The 15,255-nt window shown below is 62.4% G+C and carries 14 protein-coding genes; 8 read left to right on the forward strand and 6 right to left on the reverse strand.

The window, feature by feature from the left end; all coding sequences use genetic code 11:
* Positions 1-113 precede the first annotated feature (113 nt).
* Positions 114-1,772 carry an NAD+ synthase gene (locus tag Q0908_RS16810; protein ID WP_299287188.1) on the forward strand — a complete coding sequence of 553 codons (1,659 nt, stop codon included), beginning with the start codon at positions 114-116 and terminating at the stop codon, positions 1,770-1,772.
* A 98-nt stretch (positions 1,773-1,870) separates the two neighbouring features.
* A complete protein-coding gene (locus tag Q0908_RS16815; protein ID WP_299287191.1) occupies positions 1,871-2,890 on the forward strand; it encodes a Hint domain-containing protein in 1,020 nt (339 codons plus the stop codon).
* Between the two features lie 81 nt (positions 2,891-2,971).
* Here Q0908_RS16815 and Q0908_RS16820 read toward each other — a convergent pair whose 3' ends face one another.
* Entirely contained in the window at positions 2,972-3,901 is a 930-nt protein-coding gene (locus tag Q0908_RS16820) for an MBL fold metallo-hydrolase (protein WP_299287194.1), read from the reverse strand.
* A 96-nt stretch (positions 3,902-3,997) separates the two neighbouring features.
* On the opposite strand from Q0908_RS16820, the gene Q0908_RS16825 reads away from it, so the two are divergent.
* The 3 genes from Q0908_RS16825 (at position 3,998) to Q0908_RS16835 (ending at position 7,278) form a co-directional block, all read left to right on the forward strand.
* Positions 3,998-4,417 carry a DUF1801 domain-containing protein gene (locus Q0908_RS16825; protein ID WP_299287197.1) on the forward strand — a complete coding sequence of 140 codons (420 nt, stop codon included), beginning with the start codon at positions 3,998-4,000 and terminating at the stop codon, positions 4,415-4,417.
* Positions 4,418-4,485: 68 nt separating this feature from the next.
* A complete protein-coding gene (gltX, locus tag Q0908_RS16830) occupies positions 4,486-5,808 on the forward strand; it encodes a glutamate--tRNA ligase (RefSeq protein ID WP_299287200.1) in 1,323 nt (440 codons plus the stop codon).
* A gap of 78 nt (positions 5,809-5,886) precedes the next feature.
* Positions 5,887-7,278 carry an MATE family efflux transporter gene (locus Q0908_RS16835; RefSeq protein WP_299287203.1) on the forward strand — a complete coding sequence of 464 codons (1,392 nt, stop codon included), beginning with the start codon at positions 5,887-5,889 and terminating at the stop codon, positions 7,276-7,278.
* Here Q0908_RS16835 and Q0908_RS16840 read toward each other — a convergent pair.
* The 4 genes from Q0908_RS16840 to Q0908_RS16855 all read right to left on the reverse strand — a co-directional run bounded on the left by Q0908_RS16840 (position 7,258) and on the right by Q0908_RS16855 (position 11,944).
* A complete protein-coding gene (locus tag Q0908_RS16840; protein WP_299287206.1) occupies positions 7,258-7,797 on the reverse strand; it encodes a gamma-glutamylcyclotransferase family protein in 540 nt (179 codons plus the stop codon). The two genes, Q0908_RS16835 and Q0908_RS16840, sit on opposite strands and share 21 nt — an antisense overlap.
* Positions 7,794-8,663, reverse strand: coding sequence for an inositol monophosphatase (locus Q0908_RS16845; RefSeq protein ID WP_299287209.1), 870 nt, complete (start codon positions 8,661-8,663; stop codon positions 7,794-7,796). Before Q0908_RS16845 ends, Q0908_RS16840 begins: the two co-directional genes overlap by 4 nt.
* A gap of 66 nt (positions 8,664-8,729) precedes the next feature.
* Positions 8,730-11,258 carry an FtsX-like permease family protein gene (locus Q0908_RS16850; RefSeq protein WP_299287212.1) on the reverse strand — a complete coding sequence of 843 codons (2,529 nt, stop codon included), beginning with the start codon at positions 11,256-11,258 and terminating at the stop codon, positions 8,730-8,732.
* Positions 11,255-11,944, reverse strand: coding sequence for an ATP-binding cassette domain-containing protein (locus tag Q0908_RS16855; protein ID WP_299287215.1), 690 nt, complete (start codon positions 11,942-11,944; stop codon positions 11,255-11,257). Before Q0908_RS16855 ends, Q0908_RS16850 begins: the two co-directional genes overlap by 4 nt.
* A gap of 51 nt (positions 11,945-11,995) precedes the next feature.
* Here Q0908_RS16855 and Q0908_RS16860 point away from each other — a divergent pair, with 51 nt between their 5' ends.
* Positions 11,996-12,631, forward strand: a complete 636-nt coding sequence (locus Q0908_RS16860) for an arylesterase (protein ID WP_299287218.1) — start codon at positions 11,996-11,998, stop codon at positions 12,629-12,631.
* A 1-nt stretch (position 12,632) separates the two neighbouring features.
* On the forward strand, positions 12,633-13,247 hold the full coding sequence (locus tag Q0908_RS16865; protein WP_299287221.1) for an SOS response-associated peptidase: 615 nt from the start codon (positions 12,633-12,635) through the stop codon (positions 13,245-13,247).
* 175 nt (positions 13,248-13,422) lie between these two features.
* On the opposite strand, the gene Q0908_RS16870 is transcribed toward Q0908_RS16865, so the two are convergent.
* On the reverse strand, positions 13,423-13,629 hold the full coding sequence (locus Q0908_RS16870) for a cold-shock protein (RefSeq protein WP_299152221.1): 207 nt from the start codon (positions 13,627-13,629) through the stop codon (positions 13,423-13,425).
* Between the two features lie 292 nt (positions 13,630-13,921).
* Between Q0908_RS16870 and Q0908_RS16875 the strand changes: the two genes are divergently transcribed.
* Positions 13,922-15,244: an NAD(P)-dependent oxidoreductase gene (locus tag Q0908_RS16875; RefSeq protein WP_299287226.1), complete on the forward strand. Its 1,323-nt coding sequence runs from the start codon at positions 13,922-13,924 to the stop codon at positions 15,242-15,244.
* Positions 15,245-15,255: the final 11 nt, after the last annotated feature.

Below are 15,255 nucleotides of genomic sequence, written 5' to 3' on the forward strand. Positions count from 1 at the left end.
TTTGGCGCTATCCTCGCGGTGCCACTGTAAGTGGGGGACGCCTCGCGCGCATGTTGGGTTTCCTTGGCCCCGCTTTCTGCTACATCACCCGCAACGGTGAAGGAGCGCCCCATATGGCTGAGACATTCCGCATTACGTTGGGCCAGTTGAACCCGACAGTGGGCGATATTGAGGGCAATGCCGCCAAGGCGCGCGCCGCATGGGAAGCGGGCCGCGATGCCGGTGCTGATCTTGTTGCGCTGCCCGAGATGTTCATCACCGGCTACAATGCACAGGATCTGGTGCGAAAACCCGCCTTTTTCACCGCCGCCATGCAGGCGGTCGAGGGCTTGGCCGCGGCTTGTGCGGATGGCCCTGCGCTTGCGATTGGCTGCCCCTGGGCCGAAGGCACCGAGTTGTTCAATGCCTATCTGATTTGCAAGGGCGGCAAGATCGCCAGCCGTGTGCTCAAGCATCATCTGCCCAATGAGACCGTGTTTGATGAGGTTCGGATCTTTGATGCCGGGCCTTTGGGTGGCCCCTATTCCGTGGGCAATACGCGCGTTGGCAGCCCCATCTGCGAGGATGCTTGGCATGGCGACGTGGCCGAAACGCTGGAAGAAACAGGCGCTGAATTTTTGCTCGTCCCGAACGGCTCGCCCTATTATCGCGACAAGTTCGAGACCCGCCTGAACCACATGGTCGCCCGCGTTGTCGAAACCGGGTTGCCGCTGATTTACCTCAATATGGTCGGGGGGCAGGACGATCAGGTCTTTGACGGGGGCAGTTTTGCGCTGAACCCGGGCGGCCAGTTGGCGGTGCAATTGCCCGTGTTCGACGAAATCGTCGCTCATGTCGATCTTGAGCGGGGCCCCGAAGGGTGGCGTGTTGTAGACGGCCCCAAGGCCCACCGCGCCGACGAGTGGGAGCAGGATTACCGCGTGATGGTCACCTCCGTGCGCGACTATTGCGCCAAGACGGGGTTCAAGAAGGTGTTGCTGGGCATGTCGGGCGGTGTGGACAGCGCGCTGGTGGCCACCATTGCGGCGGACGCCCTTGGCCCCGACAACGTGCGCTGCGTGATGTTGCCCTCTGAATATACCTCGCCCCATTCGCTTGAGGATGCTGAGGCCTGCGCCAAGGCACTTGGTTGCCGCTATGACTATGTGCCCATCACCCAGACCCGCGCGGCTGTGACCGACACGCTTGCGCCGCTGTTTGAGGGGCTGGACGAGGGCCTGACCGAGGAAAACGTGCAAAGCCGCATTCGCGGCCTGCTGCTGATGGCGCTGTCCAACAAGTTTGGCGAGATGCTGCTGACCACCGGCAACAAGTCCGAAGTCGCGGTGGGCTATGCGACGATCTACGGCGATATGGCGGGCGGCTATAATCCAATCAAGGATCTTTACAAGACGCGCGTGTTCGAGACCTGCCGCTGGCGCAACGCCAATCTGCGCGACTGGATGATGGGCCACGGGGGCGAGGTTATTCCCTACCGGATCATCACCAAACCGCCCTCGGCCGAATTGCGCGATGACCAGAAAGACAGCGACAGCTTGCCGGACTATCCCGAGCTTGATGCGCTGCTTGAGATTCTGGTGGATCAGGACGGGTCGATTGCCGATTGCGTGGCCGCCGGGTTCGATCGGGATGTGGCGCGCAAGATCGAAAAGCTGATTTATCTCAGCGAATACAAACGCTTTCAATCCGCCCCCGGCGCGCGGCTGACCAAGCGGGCCTTCTGGCTGGATCGACGATACCCAATCGTGAATCGGTGGCGCGATCCCAGTTGATTTGCGGAAAATTGCGTTGATTTTTTTGCAAGGCGAGGCGCGCATTTAAGGAGGCGTCAGGATATTTGCGGCATGCAGGACCCCAAGAAGGGGGGCCTATGCCGACGACGTTTTATGCCGAAGATTCTGAGTTTGGAACCGCGACCGGGCGGGATGCATCTGCAGGCGATGGCACGGCTGTGTTTGACGAGCGGATGGCGGGTTGCCGCAACTTGGTGATCACCTCGCATGGCGAGGATGACAGTGGGCAGTTTCGTGTGGGCGACAGATATGCGCTTTCACTCAATCGCGCAGCCGTTGAGGATGCGGTGGTGGTTCACTGCGAGATGCGACTGGGGCGTCCGAGTGCGATCGTCTTTGAGGGGACAAAGCCGCAAGGCACGGTGATGCGCGTCGTGTGGACCCCGGATTTCGATCTGACCGGATGGCATGAGGCGCATAAGGCGGCGGGCCGGTCCACCGGCTTCTACAGCGCTTACCAAAGTGAGGCACAGCACCGGTTTGCCTGCTTTGCCCAGGGGTCCCTGATTGACACTTTTGCAGGGCCACAACGGGTCGAGGATTTGAAACCGGGCGTGTTGATCAAAACCCGTGACAGTGGCCCGCAGCCGCTGTTGTGGATGGCCCACTCGAACGTGCCGGGGATGGGCCGGGCCGCCCCGGTGACGATCCAGACAGACACGCTTGGTGCGACGGCACCCGTCCGGGTGTCTGCGCGCCACCGGTTGCTGATCTCGGACATGCGATGTGAGGCCAGTTTTGGAACGTCCGAGGTGATGATCGCCGCCCGCCATCTGGTTGACGGGCACCGGGTGACGCGGGAAAGCACTGGCAGGATCACATATTACCATCTGCTGCTCGAACGGCATGAGGTGATCCGCAGCAGCGGTGTGTTCAGCGAAAGCATGTTGCTTGGCGATGACCTCGAAGGGGTGATGGGGGCCGAAAGCCACCGTAAATTCGTGTCGGTGTTTGACGGCTCATATCCGCGGCAACGCATCTACAAACCGGCGCGCCGGATATTGGACCCGTCCGACGCGCCCGTGATCCGAGACATTCTTGGACTTGCGCCCAAAGACACAACACCGGCCCCGCCCGCCCCGCTGTTCGCAGCCTAAGGCACAAGCAAAAAAGGCGAAGGATACCTCCGCCTCTCATGCTCAATCTCGTAAGGCGGAGGTGTCCTCCGCCCCGTTGGATTACAGCATCAACTGATAGCTGTGCGCGACATATCGATAGCCGCCATCGCCGCTCTTTTCGACATAGCCGATGCCGGGCCACGGCATGTGGTATCCGATAAACGCCGTCTTGTCGGCGGCCATCATGTCCAGCAGCCGTTTGCGCGTGGCTGCGGCCGCCTCTTTGTCCATGTCAAAGCGGACCTCCCAATCGGGATGGGCCAGCGACCAGACATAGTGGTTGGCAAAGTCGGCACCGATGACCAACTGCGTGCCCCCATCCTCAACCATATAGGTCATGTGACCGGGGGTGTGCCCAAAGGCGGCCATGGCCGTGATCCCGGAGGCCGGTGATCCGCCATCGTCCAGCATCGTCATCTGTTCGGCCAAGGGGCGCACTTTGCCTTCGAAGTTTTCGTTGTCGGCCTTCGCCCATGCATCAAATTCAGTGCTGCCGGTCACATAGGCGGCGTTGGCGAATGTCGGCGTGCCATCGGTCGACAGGCCGCCGATGTGATCGCCGTGCATGTGGGTGATGACCACCTTGTCGACCTGATCGGCGGTGTATCCGGCGGACTCAATCGCCTGCACTGTGGTCGCACCTTGCAAGCCCGTGTCAAACAGCACCAGTTCGGAGCCGTTGTTCACCAGCGTTGGCGTGAAAAAGAACTGAGCGGCGGTTGTCGACAGGCCAGCCTCGGCGGACACGTCATCAAAGGTCTCTTTATCGACGTTCATCCCGAAAATTTCGTGCGGGTTTTCGACGGGCCGGGTGCCGGCCAACAATGTGGTGACTTCGAAATTGCCCACCTTTACGCGGCGAAAGTTGGACTGTGCGACGCCCAGCATCGGGGCGGCGGCACGGGCCGACGTGACGCTTGCAGCGGCCAAAGGCAGTGCGGCGGCCCCCAACAGGGCGGTGCGGCGGGAAAATTTTGAGGAATGGGACATGGGTGCTATCCTTGCATATGAGACTCTCAAGATAGCCCAATTTTGCGACTGTCACGGGCTTTCACGCAAAAATTATCGACCGGTGAGGGGGCACTCATGGGCGACGACCCCGATCTTGCGTTTCAGGTGTGGCTTGAAAACCTGTCACCCGCGCGCCGCCAGAGTGACGCGCGCACCCTGGACGGACTGTTTCGGCGAGCCACCGGATTTGATCCGCGCCTTTGGGCAAATGGGGTCGTGGGTTACGGTGCCTATGACTACACCTACGCGTCGGGCCGGTCGGGCACGTGGTGCGCCACCGGCTTTGCCCCGCGCGCCGCCAAGCTGAGCATCTACATTCTGCCGGGCTATACCGATTTCTGCGACATCCTTGCGCGCCTCGGCCCGCACACCAAAGGCAAATCCTGCGTTTACATCACGCGGCTGGATCGCATTGACCCGGATGTGCTGGTCGAACTGATCCGGGCCGGTATCGCAGATCTGGCAACCTATTGGCCTGTTCGTGCCGCACCGTGAGGGTGCAAAACTGGACAAGCCAGCGGCCCTATGACAAGGCAGGCGACAAGAGCCCGGAGAGCACAAAAATGACCACCACCCGTTTCGCCCCATCGCCCACTGGATATCTCCATGTCGGGAACCTGCGCACGGCGCTGATGAACTATCTCATCGCGCGCAAGGCCGGTGGGACCTTCATCCTGCGTATTGACGACACCGACCCCGAGCGGTCGAAGGAAGAGTATGTCGATGCCATCAAGCAGGACCTCGAATGGCTGGGCCTGCATTGGGACAAGGTCGAGCGCCAGTCGACCCGTCTTGATCGCTATGCCACGGCGGCGGACACAATGCGCGCCAATGGCCGCTTTTACGAGGCGTTCGAGACGCCGGTCGAGCTGGACCTCAAGCGCAAGAAACAACTCAACATGGGCAAGCCGCCGGTCTATGACCGTGCGGCCCTCGCGCTGAGCGAAGCCGAACGCGACGCCCTGCGTGCCGAGCGCGGGCAAGGGGTGTGGCGGTTCAAGCTGGATCAATCCCGCATTGAATGGACCGACGGCATTCTGGGCGATATCAGCATTGATGCGGCCAGCGTGAGCGACCCGGTTCTGATCCGTCAGGACGGTCAGGTCCTTTATACTATTGCCTCTGTTGTCGATGATATGGAGATGGGCGTGACGGATGTCGTGCGTGGATCCGATCACGTGACGAACACGGCAACCCAGATCCAGATCATCGAAGCCCTTGGTGGGACTGCGCCGCGCTTTGCCCACCATTCCCTGTTGACAGGCCCACAAGGCGAGGCGCTGTCCAAACGTCTTGGCACGCTTGCCTTGCGCGATTTGCGCGCGCGCGGTGTTGAGCCGATGGCGCTGTTGTCGTTGATGGCCCGTTTGGGCTCGTCCGACCCGGTCGAGTTGCGCACGGACATGGCGGACTTGGTGGATGGGTTCGACATCGCGCGTTTCGGGTCGGCCCCGACCAAGTTTGATGAGGCGGACCTGTTTCCGCTGACCGGTCGGTATCTGCAATCGCTGCCGGTGGCGGCGGTGCAGGCCAAGATCGACGCGTTGGGTGTACCGGCCAACTGGGCAGAGCCGTTCTGGCTGGTGATGCGCGACAATATCGAGACGCTGCATGATCTGGATGCCTGGTGGGCGCTGTGCCGAGATGGGGCGGAGCCCGTTATTGACGACGAGGATGAGGCGTTCGTGGCCGAGGCGCTGACGATGCTGCCCCAAGCACCGTTTTCGGCAGATACATGGGGCACGTGGACAGCTGCCGTCAAAGAGGCGACAGGCCGCAAAGGGCGCGGCTTGTTCATGCCATTGCGCAAGGCCCTGACCGGACAGGCGCACGGTCCCGACATGGCGGCGCTCATGCCATTGCTGCAGGTCATAAAGGCGCGCTGATCATGTCCTTCCCGCTGCGTGCGCCCCGACAGCGGCCCTCAGGGGGGGACTATTCAGCAACAGCGGCGGCGCGGTTCCGTGGCTGAGGGGCAGGCGAAGTTCTTGTCCGGCTCTTTGCTGCGCCATGTGACAGTGATGTCGCTGACCTCTGCGGTGGGGATCACGGCGGTGTTTCTGGTCGATTTCATCGACATGATTTTCATCTCGATGTTGGGCAAGGCCGAGTTGGCGGCGGCCATCGGCTATGCCGGGTCCATCCTGTTTTTCACCACCTCCTTTTCCATCGGCATGGCCATTGCGGTGGGTGCGCTGGTGGCCCGATCACTGGGGGCGGGGAATGAGGATGCGGCGCGGGCCAGCAGCACCCATGGGCTGATCTATGGGGTCGGCTTCGGGGCGCTCTTTGCTTTTTGTGTCTGGCTGAACATCCCCACATTCGTACGCTGGATCGGGGCCGAGACCGAGACCGCCGCCTTGGCCGAAAATTACCTGCGCATCATTGTGCCGTCGCTGCCGTTTCTGGTGGTCGGCATGATGGGGGGTGCCATTCTGCGCGCCCATGGAGATGCGCGTCGCGCGATGATGGCGACAATCTATGGCGGCGGCGTAAATGCGGTGCTGGATCCGATCCTGATCTTTGGGCTGGGCCTTGATCTGACCGGGGCGGCCCTGGCATCTGTAGCGGCTCGGGTTGTCATTGGCGTGACCGCCTTGGTCCCGATCTATCGCCATCACGGCGGATTGCCACGCCCGGACCCCGCGGCGATGTGGCAGGATCTGCGCCCCCTGATGGTCATTGGATGCCCCGCGATCCTGACCCAACTGGCGACCCCTGTGGGGCAGGCGATTGTGACCCGGTCCATGGCGCAGTACGGGCTTGAGGCCGTGGCCGGGATGGCGATTGTGGGGCGTCTGATGCCTGTCTCATTCGCAGTGGTGTTTGCCCTGTCGGGTGCTGTGGGCCCGATCCTTGGCCAGAATTACGGGGCGCAACGCTTTGACCGTGTGCGGGCCGGATTCGGCGCCGCGCTGATCTTTGCTGCTGGAGTGATCGTGGTGATTGCGCTCTTGTTGTTCGCCCTGCGCGGTCTGATCGCCGACCTTTTCGGGGCGACCGGCGTGACCCGCGAGTTGGTGTTCCTGTTTTGCGGCCCTCTCGCCTTGCTGTTTTACTTCAACGCGGTGTTGTTCGTTGCAAATGCCGCCTTCAACAATCTGGGCCACCCGTTTTACTCCACGTGGATGAATTGGGGGCGCAACACGGCCGCGATGATCCCGTTTGTGTGGCTGGGCGCGTATCTTTATGGCGCGCCGGGCGTGTTGATTGGCCAATCCCTCGCCGGGGTTGTGTTCGGAGGCGTGGCCTGGGCCTTGGCCCGCCGCGTCATCGCGCAGGAGGGGCCGCAAGCTGTGCGTGACCGTTTTGATCGCGAGGGGCGTCTGATGTCCCTATTGCACCTGCGCAAGTAGGCGATCCGTCAGCGCGCGTTCCTGCGGGCTGAGGGTTTGTGCACGTGGATAAAGCGGCTGCGCCCGGTCATCCAGCACCGGCGTATCCCACCCGTCTGTGGTTGCGAAAAACGCTTCGGCTCCGGCAGGTCCGAACTCGTTTGCGAACCCCTGCACCACCACATCGAGATAGCTCAGAAGGATATGGTGCGCCCCGCCCGGGCGCTGATCCTCAACTGGCACCTGATACGCCGCGATGGTGCTGGCCGGAGCGTTGTGCGTGATCTGTCCGCTGACATCGCGCCGTGCATAGCCTGTTTCGCGCAGATCAAGTGCGGCCCAATCCGCATTCGGCACTGCCGCGATCAGGCCATCAATGCTGTGTCCGGGACTTGGGTGGATGGACAGGAACACCACATCGCGCATCGCGGTGCGCACCCAAATCCGTCGCCAGCCGTTCAAACGGGCCGTTTGGGCCTGCGGATAGCTTTGTGTGGCGCGATTGACGAGGCTGCCATAGCCAAAGAACCAGGGTGTCATGCTTTGTCCTTAAGCCCTTCGAAATGGGTGGCGACCGTGTCCCAAACTTCGGGGGAGGAGGCGGTCAGCAAATACCCGGTCGAGACGGTTGCGTCATAGGCCCTGCCGTCCAACATGCCCGTCTTGCCCCCGGCCTGCTGGCAGATCAGCGCGCCTGCCGCGTGGTCCCAACTGTTGAGGTGGCCGGACAGCACAAAGTCGACGGCCCCTGTCGCCAACAGACGATATTCATGCGCCGAACAGCGCAGTGACCCGACAAAGGCGATATCGCCGACCTTGCTCCACATCAGGGCGCGATGGGCCGGCGGCATCAGCCGGATGTGCGCGTATCCGGCGAGTTGGCCGAGCGGCTTGGTCGGGCTTGTGTGAATGGCCCGTTGCCGCCCCGATTGCGTCTGCCACAGCGCGGGCGACGTGCTGTCTGCCATGATTGCGTCATCGCCGACAGGGTCGTAAATCAGCCCGAACACCGGTTGCCCAAACCGGCAGACTGCGACCATCGTGCCGAAAAGTGGCATGCCCTTCGCGAAGTTCCATGTCCCGTCCACCGGGTCGATGATGAAGGACAGCTCCGCCTCGCCCACCCCGTCGAGCAGTTTGGGGTTGGTCGAAACCGCCTCTTCCCCGATCACCAGCGCGTGGGGGAAGGCCATTTGCAGGCCACGTGTGATCATCGCTTCGGCGGCGGTGTCCGCTTGGGTGACCAGATCGTTTTCGTCACGCTTGGTGTCAATGTCCCCGGCATCGAGGCGGCGAAAGCGGGGCATGATCTCGGCCCGGGCGGCGCGGCGGACGAGGTTCAGCACCTGGTTTTTTTGCGCGCGCGTCAAAGGGGGCGTGATGGGCATGGGCAACTGGTCGGTCATGGCGGGGCCTTCGGCTCGGGTGGGTGTGGATGGTCTGACAGTGCGCGCGCGCTGACGCAACGCGGCTTATTCGCGCCCTCGCAGCACTTGGGCCGGGCGCGCGGCAAGCGGACCCCAGGCGAAGGCGAGCCCGGCAATCAGTGTTGCGACAACGCCGCCGATGATAATCGCAAGGGCCGAGGGCCAGATGATCGCAAAGTCGGTGTCCATGACAAAGCGGCTGACCGCCCATCCCCCCGCGATCCCGGCGGCGAGCGCGACAGCGCCTGCGCCCAGTCCCAAGAGGGCGGCGCGGGTGGCAAAGCTGATCAGGATGCGCCGTCGAGTCGCTCCGAGCGTTTTCAGCACTGCGGCTTCGTAGGTGCGTGCCTGAGTGCCCGCTGCCGCTGCTCCGATCAGGACGAGGAAACCCGTCAGCAAGGTCGCAGCCGCACCATAGGATGTGGCGGCGGCCAGTCCCGCCAACACCTCGCTGACGCGATCAATGGCGTCGCGCACCCGGATGGCGGTCACGTTGGGATAGGCATTGGCGATGTCGCGCAGGATTTGGGTCTCGGCACCCTCCTCGGCATAGACGGTCGAGATGAACGTGTGCGGCGCACCCTCCAGCGCGCTTGGGTTCATCGACAGGATGAACCCGATGCCTGCCGTCGAAAAGTCGACCTCGCGGAACGACGTGATCGTGCCCGTAATGTCACGCCCGAGAATGTTGATGGTCATGCTGTCCCCAAGGGACAGACCCATTTCTTCGGCCTCTTCGGCAGCGAAACTGATCTGGGGGAGGCCGGTATAATCGTCCTCCCACCACTCGCCCGCTGTGATCCGGGTGTTTTCGGACGGGGTCGCGGAATAGGTGATCCCCCGGTCGCCCGAGATCACCCAGTGATCACCAGCCACCTCGCGCGCAGGTGTGCCGTTGATTTGCGTGATGATGCCGCGCAGCATGGGTGCGCTGTCGATACGGCTGACGGCAGGGTCGTTTTCCAGCCGCTCGGTATAGCCTTCCATCTGGTCACGCTGGATGTCGACAAAGAAATAGCTTGGCGCGATATCGGGCAGGTTGCCGGTGATCGCATTGCGCAGGTTGCCGTCGATCTGGCCCACGGCGGCCAGCACCGAAAGGCCCAACCCAAGGGACAAGACAACCGATGTGGCCCCCTCGCGGGATCCCGATATCGCGCCAAGCGCCCATCTGAGTGCGGGTCGCCCTCGTGCGCGCGGGGCCAAGAGGCGCGACAGCCAGCGGATCAGGACCGCCGCCAGTGCCAGCAGACAGAGCGCAAAGGCGATGCCACCCGCCGTCCAAAGGGTCAGTCGCCACGTGCCGGAAAAGAGGCCCGCCAATCCGATGAGTGCGGCAAGCCCAAGAGCGATCCAGACTAGGTAACGCGTGGCGGGCAGCAACTTGGCGGTGCCAAGTGCGTCGCGAAAAAGGGTGGCGGCGCGCACGTCTTCGGCGCGCGCCAGTGGCCACAGGGTAAAGATGAAGGCGGTGAGGAGGCCGTAGATTGCGGCCTCGACCAAGGGGGCCGGGTAGAGTGCAAAGCTGGCAGGGATCGGCAGGCGCGCTTCGATGATCGGGGCCAGCAGGATCGGGGCAAGTGCCCCCAAGGCGACGCCGATGACGATGCCAAGCAGGGACAGCGCGCCGATCTGAAGAAAGTAGGTTTGAAAGATCGTCGCACGTTCAGCGCCCAAGGTGCGCAAGGTGGCAATCACGCTGGTTTTCTCAGCGAGGTAGGATCGCACAGCGTCCGACACGCCCACACCGCCGACCGCCAGTCCGGACAAGCCCACCAGCACCAGAAACGCACCAAGCCGGTCGACGAATTCGGCCACACCGGGTGCGCCATTGCGCGCGTCGGTCCAGCGCAAACCGCTGTTTTCAAACTGAGCGCGGGCTTGGGTTTCGAGCGCTGCGAGGTCAGTGTTTTCGGCCAAGGCCAGCCTGTATTTCGAGTTGAACAACGTCCCCGGTGCCAGCAATTCGGCGTTGGCGAGGCTTGAGCGCAACACGATTGTGCGCGGCCCAAGGGCGAAACCGCCTGCCGCGCTGTCAGGTTCTCGGGCCAGTTGGGCGGTCAGGATGAACTCCTGCGTGCCAAGCCGAAACGTATCCCCGACGGTCAGGCCCAGACGATCAATCAAGGCCTGCTCCATCACGGCGCCGGGCACCCCGTCTTGGGGGGCGAGCGCCTCGGCCAACGGGATAGCGGGGTCCAGTTCGACGGTGCCGATCAAAGGATAGGCGCTGTCGACCGCCTTGATTTGCGTCAGGCCGCGTTCCGCCCCGTCGGGGCGGTCAATCACGGCCATGGACCGAAAGTTCGCGATTTCGGAGACGTCCGTGGCGACGCTTTGCATCCAGGCCCGTTCTTCGTCGGTGGCAAAGCGGTAGGTGAAATCAAGCTCGGCATCGCCGCCAAGCAGAGCGGCCCCCTCGCGGGCCAATCCGGCCTCAATGGCGGAGCGGACCGAGCCGACGGCGGCAATGGCGGCGACCCCAAGGGCCAGACAGGCGAGAAAAATGCGAAAGCCGCGCAGGCCGCCACGCAATTCGCGCCGCGCGAAACGGGCGGAGATGGCAAGGCTCATTCTGCGGCCTTGACCTGTGGGTCGATCGCTCCGTCAGCGAGGCGGATCAACCGGTCACAGCGTGCGGCCAGATCAGGGGCGTGGGTGACCAGCACCAAGGTGGCCCCATGCCTGTCGCGCAAGGAAAAGAGCAGATCCATGATCGCCGCCCCGTTGACCCCGTCGAGGTTGCCGGTGGGTTCGTCCGCCAGCAGGATGTCGGGCCGCGTGACCGAGGCGCGCGCCAGCGCGACGCGTTGCTGTTCACCCCCCGACATCTGGCTGGGATAGTGTCCGGCGCGGTGGCCCAGACCGACAGCCTCCAACTCTGCTTCGGCCCGGGCAAAGGCATCGCGCGCGCCGGCGAGTTCGAGCGGCGTGGCCACGTTTTCGAGGGCTGTCATCGTGGGGATCAGGTGAAAGGACTGGAACACCACACCCATGTGCCCGCGCCGAAAGCGGGCCAGCGCATCCTCGTTCATGGCGGTCAGATCTTGGCCCAAGGCGTGAATTGATCCGCCAGTCGCCCGCTCCAGCCCGCCCATGATCATCAGCAGCGACGACTTGCCTGACCCGGATGGGCCCACAAGCCCCACAGTTTCGCCACCGGCGATATCCAGCGTAATCCCGTGCAGGATATCGACCCGCCCGGCATTGCCATCAAGGCTGAGCGCCGCATCTTTGAGCGACAGGACTGGATCGGACATGCAAGAGACCCTTTATTGTACGATACGAACTCATATGGAGGCTGGATCAGCATGGGCAAGGTGATGGGCGCGATTGTCCTTATTTTCTGGGCAAGTTTCGCGGTGGCTGAGAAGGTGACGATTGCGGCCTTGGGGGACAGCCTGACCCAGGGCTATGGTTTGCCGGGGGAGGAGGGGTTCGTGCCCCAGCTTGAGAACTGGTTGCAGGAACAGGGGCACGACGTTGCTGTCATCAATGCCGGTGTTTCGGGCGATACGACAGCGGGTGGCTTGTCGCGCGTTGGCTGGACGCTGACGCCGGATGTGGATGCGCTGATTGTGACATTGGGAGGGAATGACCTTTTGCGCGGGATTGGTCCTGAGGTCAGCCGGGCCAATCTTGATGGGATCGTGGCGGCCGCGCAGGAGGCCGGTGTGGCCGTGTTGCTGGTCGGGATGCAGGCACCGGGGAACTATGGACAGGAGTACAAGACGGCGTTTGACGCGATGTATCCCGAGATCGCCGAGGCTTACGGCGTGCTGTATCTTGAAAGTTTCTTTGCCGGCTTGGGCGGTGCGGGCACCAACCCTGCGTCGCTGCGCGGGTATATGCAAGCCGATGGCATACATCCCAACGCAAGCGGTGTGCGCGAGATCGTGAACGGCATGGGCCCGCATGTTGTCGACTTGATTGAACAGGTCCAGTGAGATGCCGGGGCGGTTTTTCCTGACGGGGGGTGTCGAGGATCTGGCGGCTGAGTTGGGTGTTTCCGGTGTGGATGGGCCCGTAATGCCCCCTCGCCACAACATTGCGCCCGGGCAGGAGATTGTCGTTTTTGACGGTGCGCTGCGCCTGATGCGGTGGGGGATCGTGCCGGTGGGCCGCGTGAACGCGCGCGGGCGGCCCGTGATGGAACAGATCGTCAATGCGCGCGCCGAGACGGTCTTTGACAAGTCAGCCTTTGATGGTGTGGGTCGCGCGGTGATCCCTGTGAATGGCTGGTATGAGTGGACGGGTGAAAGGCGACGCAAGACGGCGTGGCGGATTGCCCCCAAGAGTGGCGGGTTCCTGCACTTTGCCGCGATCACAGATGTCTGGACGGCCCCCGGTGGATTGGAGGTGCCGCAGGTGGCCTCGGTCACCTGCGCGCCGAATGCGGATGTTGCCCCGATCCATCACCGGATGGGGGTTCTGCTGGAGCGGGCAGATATAGCCGTTTGGCTGGGCGATGATCTTGATGCGGCAAAGGCGTTGATGGTGCCATGGCCTGCAGGTCGTCTGGAGATCGCCGAGGCGGGCGATGTGGACTGGAGCGGACCGTGATCTGAAGGACGCGCATACGCGCGACACGATGTTTGAGGTGCGCTGCTCCGTCCTTGCGGACTCCCGCGGTATTTTTGGTCAAAAGAGGCGTGTGTGGGCGGCTCATTTTGGGTGCTGGGAAACAGAACAGGCGGCGCATGTGACTGCACCGCCTGCGAAAAACATGTGTGCCTGATCAGGCGAGCGCGATGTTCACTGCGCTTTCGCGGCCATCGCGGCCCGCTTCGAGATCGAAGGTGACCTTTTGGTTGTCGGCCAGACCTGTCAGCCCGGACCGCTCAACCGCTGAGATGTGTACAAAGATGTCCTTTCCCCCATCTTCGGGTGCGATAAAGCCGTAGCCTTTGGTTGTGTTGAACCATTTGACGGTGCCGTTTGCCATCGTCGGTACTCCTAGTTTTGATCTGCCCGCAACATGCGGCAGCTTGGCGTTGTCATTTAGATCGAGTGACTGAGCCGATAGGAGCAGTAGGTCGATAGATGATGTAGCACTTTTTCATATGGTGCAGGGTCCGCCCATTGCAAGTATTTCACGAATGTCAGGGGATTGTGGCGGGTTGCTGCTTCTTTGGGCAGGTGTGGATATTTGCCCTCCCTTTCATATTTTTACCAGTTGATAAAATTATGAGCCTGTGAGAGCGTTTGATCTGAACAGATGTTGTGACGGAGCGACCATGGCGCATTCCCCTTTTTCACCCGGTGTTGCGGCGGGTCGTTTGGACGCTGATGCTTATCAGGATAACTTTTCCGATCTGCATCCGGCGCTTGATCCGCATGAGGCTTTGGTAGCCGCAGATCGCTGTTATTTCTGTCATGACGCACCGTGCATCACCGCCTGTCCCACTGACATTGACATACCCTTGTTCATTCGCCAGATCGCGACCGGCACGCCGGATGCCGCCGCCAAGACCATCCTGACCCAGAACATCATGGGCGGCATGTGCGCGCGTGTCTGTCCGACCGAGACCTTGTGCGAAGAGGCCTGCGTACGTGAGATGGCTGAAGGCAAGCCTGTTTTGATCGGGCAGTTGCAACGCTATGCGACGGATCATTTGCAGGCGCAGGATGTCCACCCGTTCACCCGCGCGGCTGCGACGGGCAAGACTGTGGCCGTGGTCGGCGCGGGTCCTGCCGGCCTGTCCTGTGCGCATCGTCTGGCAATGCTTGGGCATGACGTGACCGTCTATGATGCGCGCAGCAAGGCGGGCGGTCTGAACGAGTATGGGATTGCCGCCTACAAGGCCCCCGATGGCTTTGCGCAGGCCGAAGTTGATTGGCTGCTTAAGATCGGTGGCATTTCCGTCGAGTATGAGACCGCTCTTGGCGCGGACATTTCTTTGGACGGTTTGAGAGCGCAGTTTGATGCGGTGTTTCTGGGCATGGGCCTTGGCGGGGTGAATGCGCTGGCCATTGATGGCGGTGATAGGGACGGGGTGTTAGATGCGGTCGATTTCATCGCCGATCTGCGCCAGGCCAAGGACGTGAGCGCGCTGCCTGTCGGTCGCGATGTCGTGGTGATCGGTGGTGGCATGACGGCGGTGGACGCGGCGGTGCAGTCCAAGTTGCTGGGCGCGCTGAATGTCACGCTTGCCTATCGCAGGGGCCGGGATCGTATGAACGCCTCGGTCTTTGAACAGGACCTTGCGGCCAGCAAGGGTGTGCGGATCATGACGCATGTGGCCCCGGTTGCGCTGCATGGCAACGGGTCGGTGCGCGAAATCGAATTTGAGTATATGAATGATGACATGAGCGGCACGGGCCAGACCGTACGCATTGCAGCGGATCAGGTGTTGCGCGCGATTGGGCAGACCCTTGAGGGGGATGTCCTGCCAGCCCTTGACGGGGGCAAGATCGCGGTCAATGCCACCGGGCAGACGTCGGTAGACGGGGTCTGGGCCGGGGGGGATTGCGCCGCTGGCGGGGATGATCTGACGGTAACGGCGGTGGCCGAAGGCCGTGATGCGGCGATGGATATTCACGCCCGCCTGACAGCATAGGGAGACGGACG

Origin of the sequence: uncultured Tateyamaria sp., assembly GCF_947494755.1 — a bacterium.
In the GTDB taxonomy this organism is placed as follows: domain Bacteria; phylum Pseudomonadota; class Alphaproteobacteria; order Rhodobacterales; family Rhodobacteraceae; genus Tateyamaria.